The sequence below is a fragment of the Priestia sp. YIM B13489 genome (assembly GCF_042787645.1).
Taxonomy (GTDB): domain Bacteria; phylum Bacillota; class Bacilli; order Bacillales; family Bacillaceae_H; genus Priestia; species Priestia megaterium.
Genome location: NZ_JBHZOQ010000053.1, coordinates 4,533,090 through 4,557,450, shown reverse-complemented (window position 1 = coordinate 4,557,450; position 24,361 = coordinate 4,533,090). Strand labels below are relative to the sequence as shown.

The window sequence follows — 24,361 nt, the reverse complement described above, 5'->3', positions numbered from 1 at the left end:
GAGTAAGCATCTATAAATTTGTGCTATCGAATTATAGCGAAATAAAAAATAATTCATATTTTATATAGAACACAAATTTTTGAAATAGAAGGTGGAAAAAGTGACAGAAAAGCATCCTCTTTCAGGTTATAAAAAGGATGATAATGGGGTTCTCTGGATATGGAGTTACGTTGGACAGGCTAGAGTGAAAATGGGGTATAAAGTAAAAAGTCTGCTTCACTATGAGCAATCTTCCTATCAACAAATCAGTATTGTGGATACAAAATGGTATGGAAAAATGTTGGTGCTAGATGGTACTCCACAAATTTCAACAGGAGAAGGGTTTATTTATAATGAAATGATTAGCCATGTGCCAATTATAACGCATTCAAATCCCAAAAAAGTTGCGATGATTGGCGGAGGAGACTGTGGTCCTGCACGGGAGGCCATGAAGTATGCCGGAATTCAACAAATTGATGTAGTCGAAATCGATCCAAAAGTTACAGAAATCTGCCGCACATGGCTAACTCCGGCTTCTTGTTATGATGGTGAAACGAGGCTCAATATGATACATCGCGATGGAATAGATTGGATTCAAGAACAAAAGGGAGTTTATGATGTTCTCATAATTGATCGGCCTGACCCTGTTGGACCGGGAAAAAAACTATTTCAACCTGATTTTTATCAATATGTCTACAACAGCCTTAAGGATGACGGCGTGGTTGTTTTTCAATCGGGATCTCCTTACTACAATACTTCTACATTACAAGGCACAATTAAAAATTTAAAGGAGCTATTTCCAATTGTCCGCACATATTTAGTGACGATACCTCTTTTCCCTTGCGGCATTTGGAGTTTTACGATTGCTTCTAAAAAAATGGATCCTCTTCAGGCCGATTTGACGAAGCTACAGCATACAGATACTCAATATATTGATCCTGAAATTTTCCATGCATCATTTGTTTTACCTAAATATATAAAAGAAATAGTAGACGGAAAAGATTCCTAAAAACTAAGTAGCGACGAATGTTTGTTGAAAGTCATCAATAATCTCGGAAAATATCTTTGTTATAGTAGTTCTGTGTTTGCTGCGCAGAGTCCGGGATAATTCAATTTGAAACGTATTAAAATTATGACTGTAACCTAGATAGCCGCTATTGTCACCTTGTCTGTGAAAGGCAATTGATTCGTTTCCAACAAATTTATTATCAAATATTACATGGATTTTCGGGAACGAATCTTCAGATTTTTTAGTCAGCGCCTGTTGAAACCAATCTTTAACTTCCTTTGAGCAGGATTGTCCATATAAAGTCCCCACTTCAATTGCATGAGGCCCATAATGTGTATCCTTCATTCCATGAAAAGATAAATGCAAATAGGGTGTTAAAAGGCAATTATTATCATCTACTATCTTCAAAGATTTAACAATTTCTTGGATTGTTCTTCTATATTCATGTATCCCCTCATGGTTTGTTTTATTTAGGTTTCTATTTAAATCTGCTATGGTTCTGGAAACCGTACTAACGATTCCTGCACATCCTGTTTTCTTGACTAAATTTTCTACAACTTTATCCGTAAATAAATCAGCAGCAGGTGGTTCTGCATGAAGTGCATCCACATGACAGCTTATAAAACCAGTTCCTTTGTTGTATTTTAAGTAGTTTCCATGAATGAATTTTAATGTCATTGACTAATTCTCCTTTTATATCGTTTGAAATCTATCCTTTCTATAATAAATGCAGTAAAAATAAAATCGGTGAATTATTACACGTGTTAAATACATACATAAAAAGTTTTTAGAGATGGTGGAAATAAATAGATAAATGTACAGGATTATTTTGTCTAGTTACATACTATATGAGTAGCTGATTATTGTTATAGGGCATTAAAGTAGCAAAATACGATAGAAAGTTCTAATTAGGAGGCTTTAAAATGGATCCAATGAGAGAAGAGTTAGGGATATTATCTGATAAAGAAATGACGCTGCAAACTCTTAATCTGAATAATATACCGTCTGTTGAATTAGTTGACCCCAAAACCTGTTCATATCCAGTGATAGGGAGGAAGTATGGTCACCATAGCGGAAGAGATATTGTTATCGTAAATACAAAGGACCAAGCAATATATGAAGGGTATGATTATTTTACGAAAATATATGCAATAGACAAAGAATATTGTCTAGAAGTAGAAGGACTGAGCGTAAAAACAGTACAAGTAGTGACCAGTGAACATGTTGTATTTAATGAAATACCCATTCGAACACAAGCCTTCGGCTGGAAATTAGAACAGGTACACGGCATGGATGTACCGGAAATGCTGATGAACGTAGCCATTCGAGCGCTCTACGTAACGGGAGCTAAAAGCGGCTTTGTCAAAATGGGGTTATTAGAAAATGGAGAGTGCATCGTCACAGATATTAACTCATCAGAAAGTGAATGGATAGAAAATCTATTAAAGCCTAGTGTTCCTTTTAGCATGGGTGCTGACGTTGAGTTTATGTTAAGTTGTGACGGAGAGCTTCTACCAGCTTCTACTTTTTTTTCTGTTGAAGGTCCGGTAGGCTGTGATGAAAGACAAATAGAGCAAGATAGCGGTGAGTATGCATTAGTAGAAGTTAGGCCTGAAAAAGCGAATTCATCAACAGAACTATTTGAGAACATCCAAAAGTTAATAGAAAAAGCATCTGCACAGGCACCATATGAAAATATTCATTTTCGGGCAGGCAGCATGCCGTTTTCAGGGTATCAATGTGGAGGACATATTCATTTTGGCATTCCGCTTTCTTTATCTTTATTAAGAGCCCTTGACCACTACCTTGCTATTCCAATAGCGCTGATAGAAGAATCTAAGACCGCTAAACTCAGACGGAAAACGAACCATGGAGGTCTTGGACGCTATCGTGAGAAACCGTATGGATTTGAGTATTTAACTTTAAGCTCTTGGATTATCGACCCTAGAATTACTCTCTCCACTTTAGCTCTTGCTCAGCTAGTTGCTACCCATCATCATGAATTAAAAAGCGAATTTTTATTTCATCCACTTACGCAACGTGCTTACTATCAAGGGAATAAAATCTTTCTTAAACGAATGTGGAAAGATATCAAGGCCAATCTTATGAAAACATCCAGCTATCCACATTATCAAAATGAACTATCTTTTCTATTTGAAATGATAGAAAAAGAAATTCCTTGTGATGAATCAAATGATATTCGGCGGAATTGGAATGTAAAGATTTCTAAAGAAATCTATGACCGCGGACATATTATTCAAATCCCCAAAAAGCTCCGTTTAAAATACGGCCTCAAAGAGGGGCAGTCTACGATTGTTAGTGCAGGAAAGGCAATATCAACTGCAACTGTTCATTCTTATCCTTTTTCATTTCGCCATCCAAATATGGTTCAACTCTCTAAATCTCTCCGTGATAAACTATCTCTCCCGAAAGATTGGTGCCCCAAGCTATCAGCTTCAGAAGGCATCATAACTTTAGGTCCTATCATTGGCATTCTTGCTAACCGTCCTTTTGAAAGACAAACAACCTATTTCCATCATCTATGTCGCTTAGCAACTGAAAAGCGAATGCTTGTATATGTGTTTGAACCCGAAGATATTGATTGGGAGAAAAAATTGGTTAAAGGAACAACTATTAACGGTGAAGGGCTTTATCCTTTTCCTGCTGTTATTTATGACCGTTATTTCATAGATGGCAGAAAGAATATTTTAATAGATGAAGTAAGGGCAAAACTTCAGGCGGTTTATAAAATTCCTTTTGTTAATTCTTCAAATTTGTTTCAGCTCACGGGAGATAAGTGGGCAACATATGAACTTCTTATGAAAGAATATGAAGAATTTCTTCCAGAGTCACGTCTGGTACAAAATTCTGGTGACATTGCAGAAATGCTTGATAACTACGGAGAAGTCTATTTAAAACCGCTTGGCGGAGCCTTAAGTAAAGGAGTCATGCGTATCGTTCGCCGACCAACAGGCATCTTTTGGTTTGATCTTAATAAAAAAGAGCTGCATCAATTCAGTAATATGGAAGAATTATTTACTTTGCTCTCCCCTTTGATGAAAAACAATCCTTATCTTGTTCAGGAAGGAATTCGCAGAAAACAGCATAAAGATAAAAATTTAGAAATACGGGTTTATATGCAAAAAAATGAAAAGCAAATTTGGCTTCGAACGGGTATGGTTGCGCGTCTCACCGGTGAAGATGTGCTAACGGAAGATTCTGAAACGAATATGCGCCTCAGTAAAATATTAAACAGTTTATATCCTGATCCAACAGACAGAAGGCTCATTATAAACCAATTAGCTAAAGTATCTAAAAATATTGTTGCAACAGTAGAGGAGAAAGTGGGTCCTTTTGGGGAGCTGGCGGTAGATTTATGTATAGATCAGTACGGTTCCATAAAGTTACTTGAAATAAATGCAAAACCAGATAGTCTATTCTCACAAATTAGAGCCTACAAGCTGCGTACTTTGGCGGGGATTCGTCTGCTTAATTATGCGTCTTCACTGGCTGGTTACGAAGAAGAAAAGGAGGATTTAACATGAAGCACTTCACATTAAATGAAATCCTTAAACAAACGGGAGGAGACCTTTGTTATGGATCAGGAAATCCTGTTATTAAACATGCTATAAACTACGCTAAAAAGGATATAGAGGATCATACACTCATCTTTCATTTAGATAGAGAACCGATTAGAGGGAAGTATTGGAAAGAAAATCATTCAATTGTCGTTATAACAGATCACCCTGAGCTGTGCACGAACTTAGAGGGAAATATTATTCTTGTTAAAACAGCTCAATTAGAAGAGGCTTATTGGAAATTTATTGAATACTACCGAGGGCTCTTTGATCTTCCTGTTATTGGTGTTACAGGGACTTGTGGGAAAACGACCACGAAAGAGATGATCCGACAAATATTAATTGAAGATTATAAAGTGAAAGCTACGTGGATGAGTATGAATTCTATGTCTGTAAATCTACGTTATTTAACAGGTATTGATGATACGACAGAAGTAGCTGTTTTTGAAATGCCAGTCGCTTATCCGGGCTATTTAAAAGTTGCGTGTCGCTACTTTCAGCCACAAATACGAATTCTATTAAATATAGGCGTACACCATCTCGCTGATTGTGAAACACCTGAAGAATATATGAAAGCAAAAGCCGAAATTGTAGAAGGTTTAGATCCAAATAGAGGCATTTTGATTTTAAACGCAGATGATGAAAATATTAAGAGAGTGCTTGATGTTAGTCATCTGCAAAATGTTGTATATATAGGTAAAAATGATAGTTCCCAATTTCAAGCAAAGAATATTAAATATGCCCAGGGAGGAATGGCTTTCACTTTAAAGCACCAAGACAAAGAGTACGATGCCTTTATCCCTGGATATGGTGAACATAATGTGTATAATGCACTGGCCGCCATTGCTGCAGTATTTTATGTGGGCGTTGATATTTCCGTTGCCATACAAAGACTTAGCTTATTTGAACAAGTAGAAGAACATTTGGAATTTAAAAGAGGAATAAATGAATGTACGGTAATTAATGATACATGGAACTCTTCACCTTTATCGATGACTACAGCTCTCGGAGTTCTTAGTGATATGTCAAAAGAGAAACAATCTATTGCTTTATTAGGTTACATGCCTCAGCTAGGAGAAGGACCTTATGCAATTAAACAATATGAAGATATGGGAAAAAAAGCAGCGGAATCAAAGATTGATATTTTAGTGGTAGTAGGAGAAGAAGCAAAAGCTATTGGGACAGGAGCTTTAAAATATGGAATGGACCCTAATAAAGTCTATTTTTGCAAGACTGGTGATGAAGTATACAATGTGCTAGCGCCATATTTAAATGAAAATACAATAATTTTATTAAAAGTAACGCATCGTGTTATGACAAAACCTACTTTTAAAGAATTAAGAAATAAACTTATTCCAGACAACGAAGAGTAAAAGGAGGATAGACATGAAGAAGACTAAACAGCTAAGAGAGTTGATAGAAAGTAAACAGCTAGAGTTTATTATGGAGGCTCACAGTGCGCTATCTGCAAAGATTGTAGAAGAAGCAGGGTTCAAAGGGATATGGGCCAGCGGCCTGTCATTATCTGCAGCACTGGGTGTAAGAGATAATAACGAGGCTTCATGGACACAGGTATTAGACATCTTAGAGTTTATGAGTGACGCAACGTCCGTTCCAATTCTTCTTGATGGGGATACAGGCTATGGGAACTTTAATAATGCAAGAAGATTAGTTAAGAAATTGGAGCAGCGAGACATTCCAGGCGTATGTATTGAAGATAAATTGTTTCCAAAAACAAACTCATTTATTAAAGGTGAAGCACAGCCGCTTGCAGATATTAATGAATTTTGCGGCAAAATTAAAGCAATGAAAGATAGCCAAAATGACGAAGATTTTGTAGTGGTATCGCGTGTAGAAGCTTTTATTGCAGGGTGGGGGCTGAAGGAAGCTTTAAAGCGTGCAGAAGCTTATCGCCAAGCGGGAACCGACGCCGTTTTGATTCATAGTAAAAGGTCAGATATGACAGAGATTGAAGCTTTTATGAAAGAGTGGGGAAACAGGCTTCCGGTTATTATTGTTCCAACCAAATATTATTCGGTTCCAACTGATAAATTTAGTGATTTAGGAATTAGCTTGAGTATTTGGGCCAACCATAACTTAAGATCTTCCATTACAGCTATGCAAAAAACGTCCGCTCAGATTTATTGCGATAAAAGTTTGATTAACGTAGAAAAAAATGTCTCTCCGCTTGAGGAAGTTTTCCGTCTTCAAAAAGCTGAAGAGCTCGACATCGCAGAGAAACTTTATTTAAGCTCTGCCAATCATAGCACGAACGCTATGATTCTGGTAAAAGAATCAGCAAATGAAGCTTTGATAACTGAGCAGATAAATCAGTTAAAAAAAGTCGGCGTGACAAATAGTATAAAAGTAGGTTCCAACAAAGCTATGGAAGATAAGGCGTTTCCTAATAAAGGAGAATTATATCATCTCTATGCTGCAAGAGATAAGCTAGGAACGGCTACTTTAATAAGCGATAGTAACATCGTATATAAAACACATGTTTTTGAGGAGTTAATTCATGAAAGCGGTGATATCACGATCGTAGCAGGAGCTGATTATGAGTTAAAAGGGAATCAAACATCTTATGTAACTGCTAAACTTCCCTATTCCAAGCAGCTGTATTCCAAAACAGTAGACTTGATTCAAATGTCGTGCAATCCAAACTCTAACAACATTCACGGTGAATTCATTGGTCTTTGGAAAGTTTCTGGAAAAGGCACTGAGGTTGTAAAAAAAGCTTTGGAAGAATTGGCACAAAGAAAAGATTTTGCTCAGCTCACGTTTTCTGATTTCTTTAATTATATTAATCTAATTCACCCGGTTACTGTTAAATATACCATGGGGTCATGGATAGATACCGAAACGTATACAAAGATTCAAAAAGATGGTGGGAGAAATGATTAGTACGTCCGTATTTGGAACTCAATTAAAAAAACTAGGTTTTCAATTTTATAGCGGGGTTCCTTGTTCCTATCTTAAACATCTTATTAACTACGCTATCAACGAATGTGAATATGTTGCAGCAGCAAACGAAGGAGAAGCGGTAGCGATTGCTGCTGGGGCATCAATTGCTGGCAACAAAGCAGTTGTTTTAATGCAGAACTCCGGATTAGCAAATGCTGTTTCCCCTTTAACCTCTCTTATTCATCCGTTTAAAATTCCTGTCCTTGGATTTGTCAGTTTTCGCGGAGAACCTGGATTTCCAGATGAACCGCAGCATGAATTAATGGGAGAAATTACTCCTGTCCTGCTAAATACAATGAAAATAAAATGGGAATATTTATCTTCTGATTTTGCCGAAGTTAAAAAACAATTACAGCGGGCTAATCAAACTGTTGAAAATAATGAAAGCTACTTCTTTATTGTAAAAAAAGGAACGTTTGAGCCAGTTAAGCTCTCAGAAAAATCAATAAAAAAAGTTACTCCTAAAATGAAAAGTGAACAGATAACAACCGATGAGTTACCTTCAAGGTATGAGGCATTACGAGTAGTTAATTCATTAAAAGACAACGATACTATTCAATTGGCCGCTACAGGAAAAACAGGAAGAGAGCTTTACGAAATAGAAGACGCAAGAAATAATTTTTATATGGTTGGATCTATGGGGTGCGTTAGTTCCATTGGTTTAGGCTTAGCTTTGAGCAAAAATGGAAAGAACATCATTACAATTGATGGAGACGGAGCGTTGCTTATGCGCATGGGGAATCTAGCAACCAACGGATACTACTGTCCAGCAAATTTATTACACATTCTTTTAGACAATCAAACCCATGATTCTACAGGGGGGCAACATACGGTCTCTCATAACATTAATTTTGTAGATATTGCTTCTTCCTGTGGATATCAAAATTCCATTCATGTTCATAACTTACATGAGTTAGAGACGTATATCAAACAGTGGAAAAGTGATAAAAAATTAACGTTTTTATATCTTAAAATAGCGAAAGGATCTAAAAAGAACCTGGGGCGTCCTGAAATGAAGCCTTATGAAGTCAGAGAAAGACTGCAGGTGTTTTTAGATGATTAAAACAGCTGTTATTCTAGCTGCAGGGATGGGGAGCAGGATTCGTAAAAGAGCTGGAAACCGCCCTAAAGGGTTTTTGATGATTGATGAAAAATCGATTATTGAACATTCCATTTCCAAGTTAATAGAAGCAGGAGTCAAGACGATTTTTATTGGAACAGGATATATGAAAGAAGAATATGAAAAGCTAATGGTTAGATATCCTCAAATAAAATGTGTTTATAATTCTAGATACGAAACAACGGGAAGCCTGTTTACGCTGTATCAATTTAAAAATTATATTAAAGAAGATTTTTTACTATTGGAATCAGATGTAATTTATGAAAAGAATGCGTTGGAAACATTAGTAAACCATTTGAGATCAGACGTCATACTAGCGAGTAAATTGAACGGTGCTGGCGATGAAGTTTATATTGAAGCTGATGAGAATAATAACCTTAAGAATATGTCAAAACAAAAAGAAGAGTTAAATAGTATCTATGCAGAACTAGTTGGTTTAACCAAACTCTCTTATGCTACATTTCAGGGACTTTGTGATGAAGCAAATACGCTGTTCCAGTTTAATCAAACGATCGATTATGAATATGGCCTCGTTAAAATTTCCGAAAAAACAAATGTGTATGTTCATAAACTGGATAATTTGGCATGGTGTGAAGTGGATGATGAAGATCACTGGGCAAGAGCAACTGCTATTGTTTATCCGATTATTAAAGCTCGAGAAGGTATTACGCATACAGTTAAGAGAAGTATACTCCTAAACCCCGGACCGGCAACTACAACAGATACCGTCAAATATGCTCAAATAGTGGAAGACATTTGCCCGAGAGAAAAAGAATTTGGAGAGACGATGGAATTTATCTCTGCTGAACTAACAAAATTTGTGGGGAATCCAGAAAAGTATACTACGGTATTATTCGGCGGATCTGGAACGGCGGCAGTGGAATCGATTTTAAGTTCAGTAATTGATAATGGTACGGTTGTTATTATCAATAATGGTCCATACGGTGAAAGAATGTGTAAAATCGCTGAAATTTATGGACTGAATTATTTAGAATATAAAAGCTCCGCTGAGCAGGCTATTGATATGAACGACTTAGAAATTTTTGTGAAAAAGATTTCAACGAACGTTTCTTATCTGGCGCTTGTTCACTGTGAAACTTCCACGGGACTTCTTAATGATATTGAAAAAATTGGGGAATTTTGTGCAGTGAAAAATGTCGAAATGATTGTGGATGCAATGAGTTCGTATGCAGCTGTTCCAATTGACATGCAAAAAATGAATATAAGCTATCTAGCCGCAAGTGCAAATAAGAACCTTCAAGGAATGGCAGGCGTGTCGTTTGTTATAGCAAATAAAGACCGGTTAGAAAAAACGGAGCAAATAAAGCCTCGTAACCTTTATCTTCATTTATATGATCAGTATCGATATTTCCAAATGAATAAACAATTGCGTTTTACTCCTCCTGTTCAGACTATGTACGCCTTAAAGCAGGCAATTATAGAAACTCAGTGGGAAGGAATTGAGAAACGATATGAACGCTACTCAAAATCATGGACTACTTTAACGGATGGAATTACTCGGCTTGGGTTAACCTATTTGGTTCCTGAAACGCATCATTCTAAAATTATTACCTCTATCCTCGAGCCTTCCGATAAAAAGTATAATTTTGATATTATGCATGATTTTTTTTATAAACAAGGATTCACCATTTATCCTGGTAAAATTGATAAATTAGAAACGTTTCGAATAGCAAATATTGGTGATATCACATATAGAGATATAGAAAGATTTCTTCATCTTCTTGAACAATATCTTAACGGGCTAAAAGGAGAGTGAGAAAAAGTTGAATCAAAAATTAGCTGTAGCAGTTATGGTGGTAAATCAAGATCATCACGTGCTTCTAGTCAAGAACCATAGACGGGGATGGGAATTTCCAGGCGGTTTTGTTGAAGCAGGTGAATCAATAAAAGATGCGGGGATACGAGAAGTTAAAGAAGAATCTGGAATTGTTATTGAAGTAACCAACTTTCTAGGAGTAGAACAAGATGTTAAACGATCTACTACTGTTATTTTATTAAAGGGAAAAGCGATTAGCGGGGAAATTTCTGTCTCCAATGAAACGCAGGATGTGGGATATTTTACGTTAGAAGAAGCAAAAAATATAATTAAATTAGATAACTTTAAGGATCGAATGGCTAGATGTCTAAAAGAGACTGAAATACCATTTTTCTATGTTTTAAAAGACACAGGCTCTTTTTACGTATAGGCGGAAGGTTTCTGTGTTGTGCTAGAAATGAAGCCTGAACGCGATTAAATAAAAAACGCTCATCGTCATGCATGACGATGAGCGTTTTTTATCAGTAAAAGTATCGTTGTTTATTCAGCCGTCGCAATTTCTTCTTCTACATCATGGTCTTCTAAATTAGCATTTAAAAATTCACTTGTTTCCGATAAATTGAGATTTAATTTCGTTTTTTTGCAGATTTGAATTGTAACATCTTGAACAGAGACATCTAAAACATGTCCCCCTTCTTTTTTATATTCATCAATAAAGTGCAGGTGGTAGCCGGGAACACCGATGCCTGAAGAATATTCTGGCGTATAAAAACCTGCTAGTGTTCCATTTACATCTGAAGATGTAAATGTAGGCTGATCAGCAGCCGCATCTACCATAGAAGGATAGGGCTTCTCTTGCTTTGCAACCGTGCGCGTTTTTACTTCTTTAAACTTTCCGTCAATGCGAACTGCATAGAATAAATTCGGGCTAGGAATAAGCTCGTTCATTAAGGTTTCTAGTTGTTCACGATTCATTTCCTTTTCTACACGATAAGAGATATCTTCATAAAAGGTTGTCATAATGGCAAAAGGTGTTTTTGCATCTTCGCCAATAGGCGCGGCTTTCCCATCAGCAATATGATAAAATTCTCCGTCAAAGGCAATCATTTCACCGTCCAATTGATTAAACGTACCGATGCCGAAATCACCTTTCTTAGCTAAATCCTTGTATGTGACAATACCGTCAAATACTCCGTCTAATAAAGCGATCATGGTGGAAGTTTGGTGAATCGTTAATTTTTCTTTATTGCTCATTCTTTACTCAGTCCTTTCAGTTAATTTGATCTGGCAGTAGCTGTGTATTTAATTTTTCATTATCTTTATAATCTACAGGAACATCGATGATAACTGGGCCTTGTTCACGAAAAGCGCTTGCTAGAGTCTCCGAAAATTCTTCTGGTGAGTTAACTCTAAATCCTTTGGCACCAAAACTTTCAGCAAGCGTAACAAAGTCTACACTGCCAAACTCTACTGCAGATTTTCGGCCATATTTAATCTGCTGTTGAAAGCCAACCATATCGTAGGTTTGATCGTTCCAGATAATGTGAACAATTGGTAAGTTTAATCGCACGGCTGTCTCGAGCTCCATAGCTGAAAATAAAAACCCGCCGTCTCCAGACATGGACAGAACTTTTTTATGGGGGCGAACGAGTGCAGCTGAAATAGCCCAAGGCAAAGCAACACCTAGTGTCTGCATACCGTTGCTGAATAGTAAATGCTGAGGTTCATAGGAACGAAAATAACGAGCCATCCATATGTAATGCGAACCAACGTCACATGTGATGGTAGTATCATCTTCAACAAAGTTCTGCAGAGCTTCAATTAATTGTAGGGGATGAAGGTAAGTGTCATTAGAAAACTCGTACTGATCGTCAGGTTGTTCAAGTTTACTTTTTAGCGTTTTTAAAAAAGAAGCACTTTCTTTTGAACGTATTAAATGTGGGAGTTTATCCGCTAATATGTCAATTGTGCTTGGAATATCCCCTACTAACTCAATTTCCGGCTGATAATGGTGGTCAGCTTGTGCTTGTAAATCATCTAAATGAATAATGCTCCTTTGACTTTCTGAGTTCCAAAGAGAAGGAGGATATTCAACTGGGTCATAACCGATTGTTAAGACGACGTCAGCATGCTTCAATAAGACGTCTCCAGGCTGATTGCGAAAAAGACCTACTCGCCCAAAAAAGTGAGTTTCAAGCTCTCTTGAAACAGCTCCCGCACCTTGGAACGTTTCCACCACAGGAAGGTCATGTTCTGCTATAAGTTGACGGATTGATTCCACTGCTTTAGATTTACTTGCTCTCATACCTAAAAGCAAGACAGGTAGTTTTGCTGTGCGAATAGTGTGTATAGCTTGGGCAACAGCGTCTAAATTGGCAGTCCCAATCGTAGGAGCTTTTAAAACGGATAGAGTGGAAGCTGATGTTTCGCTATCCATTACATCCTGCGGCAAGCTGACAAAAGATGCTCCTGAAGGAGAAGAAACAGCTTCGCGAAAGGCGTCTGTTATCACTTCTGGAACGTTTGCAGCGTCTTCTACCTCAACGCTGAATTTGGCGATAGATTTAAATAGTCCTTCATTATCCATTGATTGATGCGTCTTTTTTAATCGATCTGCTCTTGGAACGGCTCCTGCTAGGGCTACCACTGGGTCACCTTCAGAAGTAGCAGTCACAAGGCCAGTGGCTAAGTTAGCGGCACCTGGACCTGATGTGACAAGGCAAACGCCCGGCGTACCTGTCAGTCTTCCCATAGCAGCTGCCATAAACGCAGCATTTTGTTCATGGCGGCAAACAATTACTTCTGGTCCTTTTTCTTTCAAAACATCAAATACGCCATCAATTTTGGCTCCTGGAATGCCGAAAATATAAGGCACATTCTGACTTGCCAAACTTTCTACTAGTAAGTCAGCGCCTTTTTTTGTTTCGGCAGTATCAGCATTACTCATCATGCATTCTCTCCTTTATGTTTCTTAGATAGTTAAGGCCTACTGATTGAATACCCAATTTGTATGACAACTAACCTAAGGAAAGGAGAAGGTTTTAATTTTCTAAATAAAAAACTTCCCTATTAATTAGGGAAGCAGAGATGTACCTATTGCGAATAAAACATATCTGTTTTATTTGTAGGTTTATGGTACTTGAGGGATAGCAAGTGAAAGTCCAACGCGGCTCTTATTTGGTATGGTTAAAAAGCTTTTGGTAACTAACAATTTTTTGATCTAGCTTTTGACTTAATTTTAAAATCTCACCGTGAGAATAGCTGCTTGTTTTTTTAGCTAATTGGTAAATATCTGATTGTAAGGCTCGAATTTCTTTTTCTAACTGAGGTTGCTTCATTGAAATCCTCTCCAAGTCAGAATACTTCTATCTTCTATGTTTTATCTTTTATCTAATAGTATGAAATTCCTTCATATTTGTAAAATGTTTTTTGTTTTGAAAAATATGACATAGGTGAAGAGCTGCTAACAAGCTTTGTCGAACACTTTTTTTACCTGTTTTCAATAAATATGATATACTGAGACTAGGAAAAATGACAATCTGGAGCGCACGTTCAGTTATTCTTAACAAGCGAATGAATTCTTAGCTTTGACAAGTGCAACTTGTAAGGTGAAGAAATTCATCACATAATCTTATTAGATCTGAACCTTGTTAGCCCGGATGAGGATTTGTCGAAAACGATTCACTAGAGAAAACCTTCGAGACCGCCAACTCGGAGGTTTTTTTATTTTTGTGTATGGGAAGTAAAAAAAAGACATAGACTAATAAAGAAAAAGGTCCCGCACCCATAATCGGCCGTAGTTGATTACACCTTGTCCATTTCTGCAAGGAAGCTGTCTTTTTACTATAGGGAAGTGCCGCCAAACACGATTCCCTAAAGACAATCAGCACACGAGGCTTATGGATGAAGAACCTTTTAGACGATACTTATCGGTGATTACTTATTTTACTACTGGAAAAATAGCAAAATAAGAGCGACTATGGCTCCTAAAAGCTCTACGTAAGCCGTTAGGAGCTGAACATTCTCAGCATCTAGGAAAAATGACTTGAGGATTCGTCTCAGACTATCCACCACCTTTTTCTTCCTTGCGTGAATTCCCAAGGGAAAGAAAGGGGACGACAGTGCTTCTTTATTTTAACAAAAGTAGGAAATGATAAGTAGATTTATTTGAAGTGTAAATTAAAAAAGCATGTAGAATACATGCTTTTTTAATTTGGGTAAATTTCTTTTATGCGTCCGACTTGTCCATCTGTTAAACGGACTTTGATGCCGTGTGGGTGAAAGTTTGAATTGGTCAGAATGTCTTTGACCGTTCCGCGTGTAAGTTTTCCAGAACGCTGATCTGCTTTTAAAACAATGTCGACTTCAATTCCAGGAGCTACGTCTTTTCTATTTTGTCCGTTCATTATACACCTGTTCTCTTTCGCTGATTATTCGTTTTTTTTGTTTGTTGACTCGTCAGCTTTTTGGTTGCTTGATTGGTGCTGCTATTTTGAGCTTTACTTGAAGATTGATTTTTCTTATTAGCAAGCTGCTGTTTGATAGCATCTTGAAGACTAATTTTCTTTTTAAGTTGTTCTGTCATATGGGTTCCTCCTGAATATATACATCATCTGAAAAAACAAAGAAAGTAAGGGAATGAAAAAGCTGACTAGATAGTCAGCTTTTTTTAATTAGAAACAGTGACTTCTTCTACAGGCTGCATAAGTACAGCTTCTTTATCAGGATACGTTTTTTCAATATGATGTTCTCCCCAAGAGCATAATGAATCAAGAATGCTTTTTAAAGACCATCCGTAATCTGTTAAAGAGTATTCTACTCGAGGCGGCATTTCATTGTACATTTTTCTAACAATGATGCCGTCTGCTTCAAGTTCTCGAAGCTGCTGCGTTAATACTTTTTGCGTAACGCGCGGCATAATTCTTTTTAATTCTCCAGGGCGCTTTGTCCCTTTAATTAAGTGGCAAAGAATAACGACTTTCCACTTGCCTCCAATGACTTCTAGTGCCGCTTCCACTGGAATATTATATTTTTTCACGTTAACAACTCTCCTTGTTCTAGAGATAACGGTCAAATGCATGTTTTCGCATTTTTTCTGATGTTTATCATATCACTATAGAGCAAAATTTTCTAGGTGTAAGCATTTTTTTAGAATACCCAATAGTTCATGACTTTAGTATTTACGCTTATTGTAACCTCCAGGTGCCTATATCACTTGAAAGTGCGTACTTTTTCTTTGGTTTTACATCGCTCATAATAACAATTGTTGATGGCGAGTTAGCGAATATATGAAAGGTACCTAAGCTAATTAGCCGTAAGAGAAGCTATTATGAAGAAGTTATCATAACGAACAGGAGGCGTTAAGAAGTGAACACACTTTCACAAACACAACAAAGTAAAAAAAGCGGTGCTTTGCCGCTATTAGCGCTAGCTATTAGCGCCTTTGGAATCGGGACTACAGAGTTTGTTCCAGTAGGTTTATTATCATCGCTTGCAGATGATTTAAATATTTCCATTACACTAGCAGGGTTATTAATTTCAGGATACGCAATGGGAGTTGCATTTGGAGCTCCCGTATTAACAGCTTTAACAAGTAAAATGAGCAGAAAATCACTGTTGATGCTATTGATGGTTATTTTTATCGTAGGAAACTCAGTAGCAGCTTTATCAACAAGCTTTGGGCTGCTGCTTATAGCACGAATTATTACTGCATTTTCACACGGAATTTTCTTTTCTATCGGTGCGACTATCGCTGCTGATTTAGTGCCAGAAGATAAGCGAGCAAGTGCCATTGCTTTAATGTTTACAGGTTTAACAGTTGCAACTGTTACAGGTGTTCCGCTTGGTACATTTATCGGACAAGCTTTCGGCTGGAGAGCAACATTTTGGGGAGTAGCGTTACTTGGGGTTATTGCCATTATTGCAAGTGCTCTTTTAGTGCCTAAAAACTTAAAGGAAGCGCCGCCGGCAAAGTTTAGTGATCAATTGAAAATTTTGAAAAACGGGCCGCTTTTACTATCGTTTGCTATTACCGCCTTAGGATATGGCGGAACGTTTGTAGCTTATACGTATTTAGCACCTATTCTTGAAAAACTAACAGGATACGCACCAAGCGCGGTTAGTATCTTACTGCTGGTATACGGTGTAGCAGTAGCCATCGGAAATACAATCGGAGGAAAAGCTGCGAATAAAAACCCGTTAAAAGCATTATTTTGGATGTTTCTAATTCAAGCAGTTATCTTAGTTATTTTATCGTTTACTGCATCGTTTAAAGTAGCGGGAACGATTACGATTTTTGCCATGGGCTTATTGGCATTTATGAACGTACCTGGACTGCAAGTGCTGGTCGTGAACTTAGCTGAAAAGTATGTTCCTTCAGCAGTGAACGTAGCCTCTGCGCTTAATATTGCTGCATTTAACGTTGGAATTGCTATTGGTTCTTTTGTAGGCGGCCTGATTGTTGATTCGATTGGTCTTGTTCATACTCCTTGGATTGGAGGCGTTATGGTTTTAGGAGCGGTCTTATTAACAGCATGGAGCCGCTCAATAGAAGCAAAAGCAAAATAAAACAAGAGATCATCGCAAAAGGCGATGATCTCTTAGCTATAAAAGGAGAGGAAGTAAATGACTACATTTCAGCATCATAAGGCGTATTGTCGTATGTACAAGGAGAATGAGTTAACGTTAGGGTTGCATATGCCGCTTGAAAATTATCAATATGCCACGCCTACGATGGAGAAACAAGTAGAGCTCACGCAGCTTGCAGAACAATATGGATTTACAAGCTTATGGTTCCGCGATGTCCTTCTTCAAGATCCATCATTTGGCGATCCAGCCACGGGTCAAATTTATGATATGCTTATTTATTTGACTTATCTGGCCAGTCAAACAAAAGAAATTGCTCTTAGTACATCTGCTATTGTGCTGCCTTTGCGCCATCCGCTTCGCGTAGCTAAAGAAATGGCAACCATTGATCAGCTTTTTCCTGAGCGTTTGATTATGGGCGTATCTTCTGGAGACCGTCAAGCAGATTTTCGAGGGTTAGGTATTCCTCATGAAGAAAGAGGAAAGCGATTTGCAGAGGCTTTTCATTATTTAGAAGAAGCGTTAAATAAAGAATTTCCATCTATCCAGTCTGCTTTGGGATCCATTCAAGGAGCAAATGTCGTTCCTAAGCCAACGAAACGTATTCCGACGATGATCACGGGATACAGTCAGCAAAATATGGAGTGGTTTGCACAGTATGGAGACGGCTGGATGTATTATCCTCGTCATCCCCATTTTCAAGCAGAAGCTATTACACAATGGAGGAAACTGGTTGACATCTATTATCCAGGCGTTTTTAAACCTTTTACACAACCTATGCATCTAGATTTGGCAGAAGATCCAAATGAAATGCCAACGCCAATTCGTTTAGGATTTCGAGCAGGTCGTAATACATTAATTGAGCTTCTTTCTGTTTATAAAGAAATAGGAGTTAATCATCTCTTTTTTGCTCTTTTTGATAGCAAGCGTCCGGCTGAAGAAGTTATACATGAGCTTGGCGAAGAAGTGCTTCCGCATTTTCCAGCTCATCTGTAGCTAAAAGTACTTTAGTTGAAGATCCGAACGGGTTAGATTCTTACTGGAGAATCTAACCCGTTCGGATTTTTCCATTGATTTCGTTATGTCTCAATCCCTTTTTATATAGATTTCAAGTTATAGGATATATAAGAAATATGTATTAGAGTTATTGACCCTATGTTCTTTATAATAAAATTATCCATTATCTCCTTGGATGATATAAAGTCGAAAGGAGAAACACGATGAGTGTTGCATTTCTATTTCCAGGCCAAGGCGCACAATATGCTGGTATGCTTCATGATATAAAAAATAAATGGGGATTAGCGACTACGTTTGAAGAAGCAAGTGAGGTTTTAAATCAAGACGTATTATCTTTAGATTCGTCAGAAAAATTAAAATATAATAAAAATGTTCAAATATGTCTTTTTATTGCAGGAGTGGCTGCGGCTAGGTCGTTTAAAAACAAAGGATACTCGCCAGACGTGGTAGGAGGGCATTCTATAGGGGCGTTTGGAGCAGCAGTTGCATCTGAAGTGTTATCTTTTAAAGAAGCTCTTCTTCTTGTGAAAAAAAGAGGGAAACTGATGGAAAATGCTTATCCTGATGGTTATGGTATGGGGGTTGTGATGGGACTGCGTGAACATCAGCTTCTCTCTATTGTACATGAACTATCAACTGATGCAGCTCCTGTGTACGTAGCGAATCTAAATTCTCCCGATCAAATAACGATTTCTGGCACCTTAAAAGCAATCGAGAAAGTTCTTGAAAAAGCATGTAAAAAAGGGGCTAGAAAAACTAAAATGCTTCATGTAGCGGTGCCTTCTCACTGTCCTCTTATGGAAGGAGTTTCGAGGGAATTACGAAAAATCATAACGGAAGTGAAAGGAAAGGACCCGTCCGTTCCTTTTATAGGTAACTGTAAAGCTCGGAAATTATGGAAAGCTGCTGATGTTAAGGAAGACTTAGCAGCGAGTGTTGCGATGCCCGTCCGTTGGCATGATACGACGGAAGTTATGTATGAAATGGGCACAAGATTATATATTGAAATGGCTCCAGGAAGAGTGCTAACGGATTTGGCTGCTAAGAGCTTCCCTGAAGCAAGGGCTATTTCGGCAGCCGAATCTACGATGAAAACTTTGCTGATTTTAATGGAAAAAGAAAAAATGTAAGCGTATTAATTTAGAAGTATCAGAAAGGAGCTAGAACATGAGTGGCATAAAAAAAACTTCAAAATCATGGACAACTCGCCGAGATCAAAAAGCAGCTCGCCTTGCGAAAGTAGACCATCTTCTTAAAGAAAAGTTATTGGGTAATGAACACATTATTGAAGCGTTAGAATTGCTTATATCACCCGGAGATAAAGTAGTGCTTGAAGGAGACAATCAAAAGCAAGCATCTTTTTTATCAAAGGCGCTGAATGAAGTAAGCGCTGATAAAATACACGGCCTTCATATGATTATGTCTAGTATTTCACGTCCGGAACATCTCGACATATTTGAAAAAGGAATTGCTGAAAAAATTGATTTTTCGTACGCCGGTGCTCAAAGCCTTCGCGTGTCTCAAATGATTGAAGATGAGACGTTGAAAATGGGAGAAATTCATACATATCTAGAGCTTTACGGACGTCTTTTCATTGATTTAATTCCGAACATTGCCTTAGTGGCTGCTGACAAAGCAGATGCACAAGGTAATTTATATACAGGAGCAAATACGGAAGAAACACCAACCATTATCGAAGCAACCGCGTTTAAGGATGGAATTGTTATTGTGCAGGTAAACGAACTTGTTGAAGAACTTCCGCGAGTTGATATTCCGGCTTCTTGGGTTGATTGTATCGTCGTGGCGGATCAGCCTTATCAATTGGAAGCTTTATTTACGCGAGATCCTCGTCATATTACAGAACTCCAAATTTTAATGGCTATGATGACAATTCGAGGTATCTATGAGCGCCACAGCGTACAATCATTAAATCATGGCATTGGCTTTAATACCGCTGCAATTGAGCTTTTGCTGCCTACTTATGGAGAAAAGTTAGGACTGAAAGGTAAAATATGCAAGAACTGGGCTCTGAATCCTCACCCCACGTTAATTCCGGCTATTGAAAGCGGATGGATTGAGAGCGTGCACTGCTTTGGCGGAGAAGTAGGAATGGAACAATACACAGCAGCGCGTCCAGATGTGTTTTTTACAGGACGCGACGGCAGCCTGCGCTCAAACCGTGCGATGTGTCAAGTGGCTGGTCAATATGCGGTAGATGCTTTTGTAGGATCAACTTTGCAAATAGATGGAGAAGGAAATTCTTCTACCGTCACATCTGGACGTTTGTCAGGGTTTGGCGGAGCGCCTAATATGGGGCATGACCCTAGAGGCCGTCGACATTCTACGCCTGCTTGGTTGGATATGATAAACGAGCAGCACGAACTAGCGAGAGGCAGAAAACTAGTTGTTCAAATGGTTGAAACCTTTCAATCAGGAAATGAGCCTGTTTTTGTGGAGTCTTTGGATGCGATAAAGGTAGCGAAACAAGCAGGCGTAGCTACTGCTCCTGTCATGATTTACGGGGATGATGTGACGCATGTTGTGACGGAAGAAGGAATTGCTTATTTATATAAAGCACAAAGCTTGGACGAAAGAAAAGCAGCGCTTGAAGCAGTAGCAGGGGTAACACTTATAGGCCTTCGATATAACCGAAATAAAGTGGAAAAGATGCGCAGAGATGGCTTAGTGGCTTTTCCCGAAGATTTACAGATTCGCCGTACAGAAGCAAAACGTTCATTATTGGCAGCAAGAAGTGTCGAAGATTTAGTAGAATGGTCGGATGGCTTGTATAATCCGCCTGCTAAATTTAGGAGCTGGTAAGAAATATGCGTATTCAAAGTATTCAAGAAGAGCCAAGACCAGCTGTGTTTTACTCATGTCTAATAGCTAAAATGGCAGTTACCGCTCTGGTTGATGAAGCGGTGCTTACACCTAAGCCTGGGCTTGTAGATGCAGCAACAACTGGATCTCATCAAGATATGAATATTGAGACGCTGTTAACTTCTGCTTATGCTTTACAACCGACCTTTTTACAGATTGCATTATACAGTCAAGGAAAGCAGCCAAGTCAAATGCTAAGGGAAGAAATTGCTCGAATTGGACGCGAGGGCGAACAAATTATGTACGGGGCTACGGATGGTGTTAATACACACAAAGGAGCCATTTGGGCATTAGGCCTACTTGCGTCTGCAACAGCGGTTTGCGGCATTCAAGCATCACCTGCATCCATCACAGAAGCTGCAGGAAAAATTGCTCGTTATGCAGATCGTTTTTGTCCTCTGCATTCATCTAATGGATTTCGTGTGAAAAAACAGTATGGCGCAAAAGGAGCGGCTGGAGAGGCGAAGCAAGGATTTCCTCACGTAATTCATATAGGCTTGCCTGCTTTACATAAAGCTCGCAAGCTAGGCATACATGAAACATCAGCAAGGATTGATACTTTAGTAACACTAATCGCCAACCTTGATGATACGTGTATTTTGCATCGTGCTGGTCCGGTTGTGTTAAAGGAGGTTAAAATGGCGGCATCCAATGTGTTAGAAGCTGGAGGGGTATCTACATCAATGGGAAAACAGCGGCTAGAAGCGTTAGATCATATACTTCTATCATCTAACGCTTCTCCAGGCGGAAGTGCAGATTTGCTGGCTGCTGTATTATTTTTAGATCGAATATCTCTTTTTAAAGAATCGTAAACGTCTGCAGGGAGGAGTGGCTAATGGAAACGTTAGTGTTTAAATACAAAGCCGATCGAAAGTTAACTCAGCGCGCACATGTAGGCGTTGTTGGTTCAGGGGATTTAGAAATTTTAATGGTTCCTTCTGATGAAGAACATGCTCACGTATCAGTACGAACAGGAAGTGAAGGATTTAGTGAAACCTGGAAAGCCGTATTAGACCGATTCTTTAGTGTTCATACCATTCAAGCGAAAATTGTAATTAATGATTTCGGTGCTACGCCTGGTGTAGTCGCCTTGCGTCTTGCACAAGCTTTGGAGGTGAGTGAAAATGGGAGTGAATAATCAAAGCTTTATTGAGTTAAATGGAAGAGAACGAGCGCAGGCAATCTTAGATCAAGGAACATTCTATGAGCTGCTTGGCCCTTTTGACGGAATCGAATCGCCTCATTTACCTAAGCAAAATATTGTTCCTCAAAGCGACGATGGTGTCATTATAGCAGGTGGGCTGATAGCAGGAGAGCCAGCCGTTGTCATTTCAATAGAAGGAGGGTTTCAAGGGGGAGGCATTGGTGAAGTATCAGGAGCTAAAATTGCAGGAGCTTTAGAACTAGCTCTTAATAATCACAAAAAAGGTGTTCCTGTTAGACCTGTTTTTCTATTCGATACAGGAGGGGTAAGGCTCCAAGAAGCGAATTATGGACTTTTGTCGATATCTGAAATTGGCTCAGCTGTGGTTGCTTTGCGTGAGCATACACCTGTTGTTGGAGTTATTTCAGGAAATGTAGGCTGCTTTGGAGGAATGTCCATCACTGCTTCACTCTTTAGTTATCTCATTATGACAAAAGAAGCAAGGTTTGGCCTTAACGGCCCTGAAGTGATCGAACAAGAAGCAGGAGTTGAAGAGTTTGATGCAAGAGACCGAAGCTTAATCTGGAAAACGATTGGCGGTATTCAACGCTACGAAACCGGGTTTGCAGATACCTTAGCACAGGATGATGTCAAGGCTATTCAGCGAGCGGTTCAAGAGACGTTTCAGAAGAAAGGAAAAGCAACTAGTAAAACAGAACAAGTAGATTTTTACAGACATTTGCTTAGTAAGGTTGATCCTTCAGAAAAACTGGCTCCTGATCAGTTTCAAGAATTGTATAACACAACAAAAAATGAACCTATCCCTTCAACAGTCTCTTACTCGCTTAATGAAGTTCCAGGTAACATGCCCAACAGCCGCGGTCGCGTGTGGATCAACGCCTTAATAAATGATGAAGAAGCAGATTTTGAAATCCCTTCCGTTCTTTATAAAGACGCATTGCTAGGAAGAGAAAAGGTCCGATATATATCGGTTGTACCTAATCCTTATAATCGTTTCTTACGTGCACGGAAAGGGGAAGTAGGACTAGATGAAGGATGGGCAATTGCCAAGCATGTTCGTGAAATAATAAAAGAAGATCGAAATCAATCTCCTCGGCCTATAATCGCCATTGTGGACGTACCGAGTCAAGCGTATGGCTATCATGAAGAACTTCTAGGTATTCACTATGCTTGCGGTGCTGCGGCTGATGCTTATGCAGCAGCGCGCTTAGCAGGTCATCCAGTTATTACGTTAATTGTCGGAAAAGCAATTTCAGGAGCATTTCTGGCTCATGGATACCAATCAAATCGAATTGTGGCTTTAAAAGACGAAGGAGTGAATGTTCACGCCATGTCCAAACAGTCGGCAGCGCGCATTACTAAAAGAAGTATTAAAGAACTTGAAGAAGCTTCAAAGAAAGTCCCGTCCATGGCTTATGATATTGAATCATTTGCCTCACTTGGCGCTTTATATGAGCTGGTTAGCGGTATTCAAGCAGAGCAGCCCACAGAGCGCGACGTTCAAACGATTCAAGATATTTTGACTGGAGCCGTAGAAGATGTACGCCGTGAAGGTGTGTACGATTTAAGCACCCGGCTATACAGTGAGCAAGCAAGGAAGGAAGGGCGAAAAGCTTCTTTATTAGTAAGAGATGAGTTGGAAAAACAATGGAATATATAGCTCATGATTTGCTTCAGTTAAAAGAGGAAGCAATGCTTATCAGTTATACACCTATCCCTGATTGGGTGGAGCATTCTTTAGGGAAGACTCCGTTTGTCGTTGTAAGGCGGGCTGTTCACCGAGATAGCTTGATACCTGTTGGAGTAAGAGGAGAAAGAAGAAATCAGCGTTTTGGAGCATTTGTATCTGAACAGGCCGTTAAACAAAGAATTAGGCCGGAAGATCTCGTTTCTATTTTTCAAAACGGCCACTTTAGAAACATGCCAGCCACAGGTGCTTTAAAAGAAGTTGCTATTATTTTAAAAGATTTTGCGTGGGGACCAACCGGCAGTGTGGGATTCGAATTTGCAAGTGGTGCCGAAGTTGTTACAACAACTAGTGATGTGGATATACTTATTCGCCTTTCTTCTTATTTGTCGGTGGAACAAGCGCAACTGATAGTTAATCAGTTAAAAGAGTGTCCAGTTTCTGTAGATGTACAGGTAGAAACAGAAAAAGGAGCATTTTCTCTGGTGGAATATGCAAGGGGAGAAAAGACGCTGCTTCTGCGTACTGTATATGGACCTTCCTTAGTAAAACTGAATCAATTAGTATAAAAGACGGAAGAGGTATTTGCACCTTTTCCGT

Annotated in this window: 22 protein-coding genes; 15 read left to right on the top strand and 7 right to left on the bottom strand. The window is 38.7% G+C overall.

The features are described from left to right. The first annotated feature begins 100 nt into the window (after positions 1 to 100). Positions 101 to 988, top strand: coding sequence for a polyamine aminopropyltransferase (speE, locus tag ACFX4W_RS29265; protein WP_043980383.1), 888 nt, complete (start codon positions 101 to 103; stop codon positions 986 to 988). 3 nt (positions 989 to 991) lie between these two features. Here the strand turns inward: speE and ACFX4W_RS29260 are convergent, their stop codons facing one another. Beyond that, positions 992 to 1,666 (bottom strand): hypothetical protein, encoded by a 675-nt coding sequence (locus tag ACFX4W_RS29260; protein WP_043980381.1) that lies wholly within the window; start codon positions 1,664 to 1,666, stop codon positions 992 to 994. Positions 1,667 to 1,911: 245 nt separating this feature from the next. On the opposite strand from ACFX4W_RS29260, the gene ACFX4W_RS29255 reads away from it, so the two are divergent. Genes ACFX4W_RS29255 through ACFX4W_RS29230 form a run of 6 tightly spaced genes read left to right on the top strand, consistent with a single transcriptional unit; the run spans position 1,912 to position 10,857 of the window. Next, on the top strand, positions 1,912 to 4,533 hold the full coding sequence (locus ACFX4W_RS29255; RefSeq protein WP_377560474.1) for a putative amidoligase domain-containing protein: 2,622 nt from the start codon (positions 1,912 to 1,914) through the stop codon (positions 4,531 to 4,533). After that, positions 4,530 to 5,939 carry a Mur ligase family protein gene (locus ACFX4W_RS29250; protein ID WP_043980376.1) on the top strand — a complete coding sequence of 470 codons (1,410 nt, stop codon included), beginning with the start codon at positions 4,530 to 4,532 and terminating at the stop codon, positions 5,937 to 5,939. The genes ACFX4W_RS29255 and ACFX4W_RS29250 overlap by 4 nt, the downstream gene beginning before the upstream one ends. Before the next feature lie 13 nt (positions 5,940 to 5,952). Beyond that, a complete protein-coding gene (gene aepX, locus ACFX4W_RS29245; RefSeq protein ID WP_043980374.1) occupies positions 5,953 to 7,470 on the top strand; it encodes a phosphoenolpyruvate mutase in 1,518 nt (505 codons plus the stop codon). Then, positions 7,463 to 8,593, top strand: a complete 1,131-nt coding sequence (gene aepY, locus ACFX4W_RS29240) for a phosphonopyruvate decarboxylase (protein WP_043980371.1) — start codon at positions 7,463 to 7,465, stop codon at positions 8,591 to 8,593. The genes aepX and aepY overlap by 8 nt, the downstream gene beginning before the upstream one ends. Further along, on the top strand, positions 8,586 to 10,427 hold the full coding sequence (locus ACFX4W_RS29235) for a 2-aminoethylphosphonate aminotransferase (RefSeq protein ID WP_043980369.1): 1,842 nt from the start codon (positions 8,586 to 8,588) through the stop codon (positions 10,425 to 10,427). Before aepY ends, ACFX4W_RS29235 begins: the two co-directional genes overlap by 8 nt. A gap of 7 nt (positions 10,428 to 10,434) precedes the next feature. Further along, positions 10,435 to 10,857, top strand: a complete 423-nt coding sequence (locus tag ACFX4W_RS29230; RefSeq protein ID WP_013081823.1) for an NUDIX hydrolase — start codon at positions 10,435 to 10,437, stop codon at positions 10,855 to 10,857. Between the two features lie 110 nt (positions 10,858 to 10,967). Here the strand turns inward: ACFX4W_RS29230 and budA are convergent, their stop codons facing one another. The 6 genes from budA to ACFX4W_RS29200 all read right to left on the bottom strand — a co-directional run bounded on the left by budA (position 10,968) and on the right by ACFX4W_RS29200 (position 15,465). Continuing rightward, a complete protein-coding gene (gene budA, locus ACFX4W_RS29225; protein ID WP_043980365.1) occupies positions 10,968 to 11,681 on the bottom strand; it encodes an acetolactate decarboxylase in 714 nt (237 codons plus the stop codon). A gap of 16 nt (positions 11,682 to 11,697) precedes the next feature. Beyond that, positions 11,698 to 13,377, bottom strand: coding sequence for an acetolactate synthase AlsS (alsS, locus tag ACFX4W_RS29220; RefSeq protein WP_080781640.1), 1,680 nt, complete (start codon positions 13,375 to 13,377; stop codon positions 11,698 to 11,700). A gap of 223 nt (positions 13,378 to 13,600) precedes the next feature. After that, entirely contained in the window at positions 13,601 to 13,765 is a 165-nt protein-coding gene (locus tag ACFX4W_RS29215; RefSeq protein WP_014461503.1) for an aspartyl-phosphate phosphatase Spo0E family protein, read from the bottom strand. Between the two features lie 870 nt (positions 13,766 to 14,635). Then, entirely contained in the window at positions 14,636 to 14,833 is a 198-nt protein-coding gene (locus ACFX4W_RS29210; protein WP_043980363.1) for a YwbE family protein, read from the bottom strand. Beyond that, a complete protein-coding gene (locus ACFX4W_RS29205) occupies positions 14,833 to 15,012 on the bottom strand; it encodes a hypothetical protein (protein ID WP_013055499.1) in 180 nt (59 codons plus the stop codon). Before ACFX4W_RS29205 ends, ACFX4W_RS29210 begins: the two co-directional genes overlap by 1 nt. 84 nt (positions 15,013 to 15,096) lie before the next feature. After that, the gene (locus tag ACFX4W_RS29200) at positions 15,097 to 15,465 is read right to left on the bottom strand and encodes a winged helix-turn-helix transcriptional regulator (RefSeq protein ID WP_013055500.1); all 369 of its coding nucleotides are present in this window, start codon (positions 15,463 to 15,465) and stop codon (positions 15,097 to 15,099) included. A gap of 329 nt (positions 15,466 to 15,794) precedes the next feature. On the opposite strand from ACFX4W_RS29200, the gene ACFX4W_RS29195 reads away from it, so the two are divergent. The 8 genes from ACFX4W_RS29195 to ACFX4W_RS29160 all read left to right on the top strand — a co-directional run bounded on the left by ACFX4W_RS29195 (position 15,795) and on the right by ACFX4W_RS29160 (position 24,330). Next, on the top strand, positions 15,795 to 16,994 hold the full coding sequence (locus tag ACFX4W_RS29195) for an MFS transporter (protein ID WP_014461498.1): 1,200 nt from the start codon (positions 15,795 to 15,797) through the stop codon (positions 16,992 to 16,994). 57 nt (positions 16,995 to 17,051) lie between these two features. Further along, a complete protein-coding gene (locus tag ACFX4W_RS29190; protein ID WP_043980360.1) occupies positions 17,052 to 18,008 on the top strand; it encodes an LLM class oxidoreductase in 957 nt (318 codons plus the stop codon). A gap of 224 nt (positions 18,009 to 18,232) precedes the next feature. Continuing rightward, positions 18,233 to 19,159 (top strand): malonate decarboxylase subunit epsilon, encoded by a 927-nt coding sequence (mdcH, locus tag ACFX4W_RS29185; RefSeq protein ID WP_043980358.1) that lies wholly within the window; start codon positions 18,233 to 18,235, stop codon positions 19,157 to 19,159. A 37-nt stretch (positions 19,160 to 19,196) separates the two neighbouring features. Then, a complete protein-coding gene (gene mdcA / locus ACFX4W_RS29180) occupies positions 19,197 to 20,849 on the top strand; it encodes a malonate decarboxylase subunit alpha (RefSeq protein WP_043980356.1) in 1,653 nt (550 codons plus the stop codon). A gap of 5 nt (positions 20,850 to 20,854) precedes the next feature. After that, positions 20,855 to 21,721 (top strand): triphosphoribosyl-dephospho-CoA synthase, encoded by an 867-nt coding sequence (locus ACFX4W_RS29175; RefSeq protein WP_043980354.1) that lies wholly within the window; start codon positions 20,855 to 20,857, stop codon positions 21,719 to 21,721. Between the two features lie 23 nt (positions 21,722 to 21,744). Next, positions 21,745 to 22,047: a malonate decarboxylase subunit delta gene (locus ACFX4W_RS29170; protein WP_013055506.1), complete on the top strand. Its 303-nt coding sequence runs from the start codon at positions 21,745 to 21,747 to the stop codon at positions 22,045 to 22,047. Then, a complete protein-coding gene (mdcD, locus tag ACFX4W_RS29165; protein WP_043980352.1) occupies positions 22,034 to 23,734 on the top strand; it encodes a biotin-independent malonate decarboxylase subunit beta in 1,701 nt (566 codons plus the stop codon). Before ACFX4W_RS29170 ends, mdcD begins: the two co-directional genes overlap by 14 nt. After that, positions 23,722 to 24,330 carry a malonate decarboxylase holo-ACP synthase gene (locus ACFX4W_RS29160; RefSeq protein WP_043980350.1) on the top strand — a complete coding sequence of 203 codons (609 nt, stop codon included), beginning with the start codon at positions 23,722 to 23,724 and terminating at the stop codon, positions 24,328 to 24,330. The genes mdcD and ACFX4W_RS29160 overlap by 13 nt, the downstream gene beginning before the upstream one ends. Positions 24,331 to 24,361: the final 31 nt, after the last annotated feature.

Coding starts and splice junctions, on each gene's coding strand:
- ACFX4W_RS29215 (WP_014461503.1), bottom strand. CDS start 13,765: ATGAAGCAACCTCAGTTAGAAAAAGAAATTCGAGCCTTACAATCAGAT.
- budA (WP_043980365.1), bottom strand. CDS start 11,681: ATGAGCAATAAAGAAAAATTAACGATTCACCAAACTTCCACCATGATC.
- ACFX4W_RS29210 (WP_043980363.1), bottom strand. CDS start 14,833: ATGAACGGACAAAATAGAAAAGACGTAGCTCCTGGAATTGAAGTCGAC.
- mdcH (WP_043980358.1), top strand. CDS start 18,233: ATGAGTGTTGCATTTCTATTTCCAGGCCAAGGCGCACAATATGCTGGT.
- ACFX4W_RS29205 (WP_013055499.1), bottom strand. CDS start 15,012: ATGACAGAACAACTTAAAAAGAAAATTAGTCTTCAAGATGCTATCAAA.
- aepX (WP_043980374.1), top strand. CDS start 5,953: ATGAAGAAGACTAAACAGCTAAGAGAGTTGATAGAAAGTAAACAGCTA.
- mdcA (WP_043980356.1), top strand. CDS start 19,197: ATGAGTGGCATAAAAAAAACTTCAAAATCATGGACAACTCGCCGAGAT.
- ACFX4W_RS29255 (WP_377560474.1), top strand. CDS start 1,912: ATGGATCCAATGAGAGAAGAGTTAGGGATATTATCTGATAAAGAAATG.
- ACFX4W_RS29175 (WP_043980354.1), top strand. CDS start 20,855: ATGCGTATTCAAAGTATTCAAGAAGAGCCAAGACCAGCTGTGTTTTAC.
- ACFX4W_RS29160 (WP_043980350.1), top strand. CDS start 23,722: ATGGAATATATAGCTCATGATTTGCTTCAGTTAAAAGAGGAAGCAATG.
- alsS (WP_080781640.1), bottom strand. CDS start 13,377: ATGATGAGTAATGCTGATACTGCCGAAACAAAAAAAGGCGCTGACTTA.
- ACFX4W_RS29250 (WP_043980376.1), top strand. CDS start 4,530: ATGAAGCACTTCACATTAAATGAAATCCTTAAACAAACGGGAGGAGAC.
- ACFX4W_RS29235 (WP_043980369.1), top strand. CDS start 8,586: ATGATTAAAACAGCTGTTATTCTAGCTGCAGGGATGGGGAGCAGGATT.
- ACFX4W_RS29260 (WP_043980381.1), bottom strand. CDS start 1,666: ATGACATTAAAATTCATTCATGGAAACTACTTAAAATACAACAAAGGA.
- aepY (WP_043980371.1), top strand. CDS start 7,463: ATGATTAGTACGTCCGTATTTGGAACTCAATTAAAAAAACTAGGTTTT.
- ACFX4W_RS29170 (WP_013055506.1), top strand. CDS start 21,745: ATGGAAACGTTAGTGTTTAAATACAAAGCCGATCGAAAGTTAACTCAG.
- ACFX4W_RS29190 (WP_043980360.1), top strand. CDS start 17,052: ATGACTACATTTCAGCATCATAAGGCGTATTGTCGTATGTACAAGGAG.
- mdcD (WP_043980352.1), top strand. CDS start 22,034: ATGGGAGTGAATAATCAAAGCTTTATTGAGTTAAATGGAAGAGAACGA.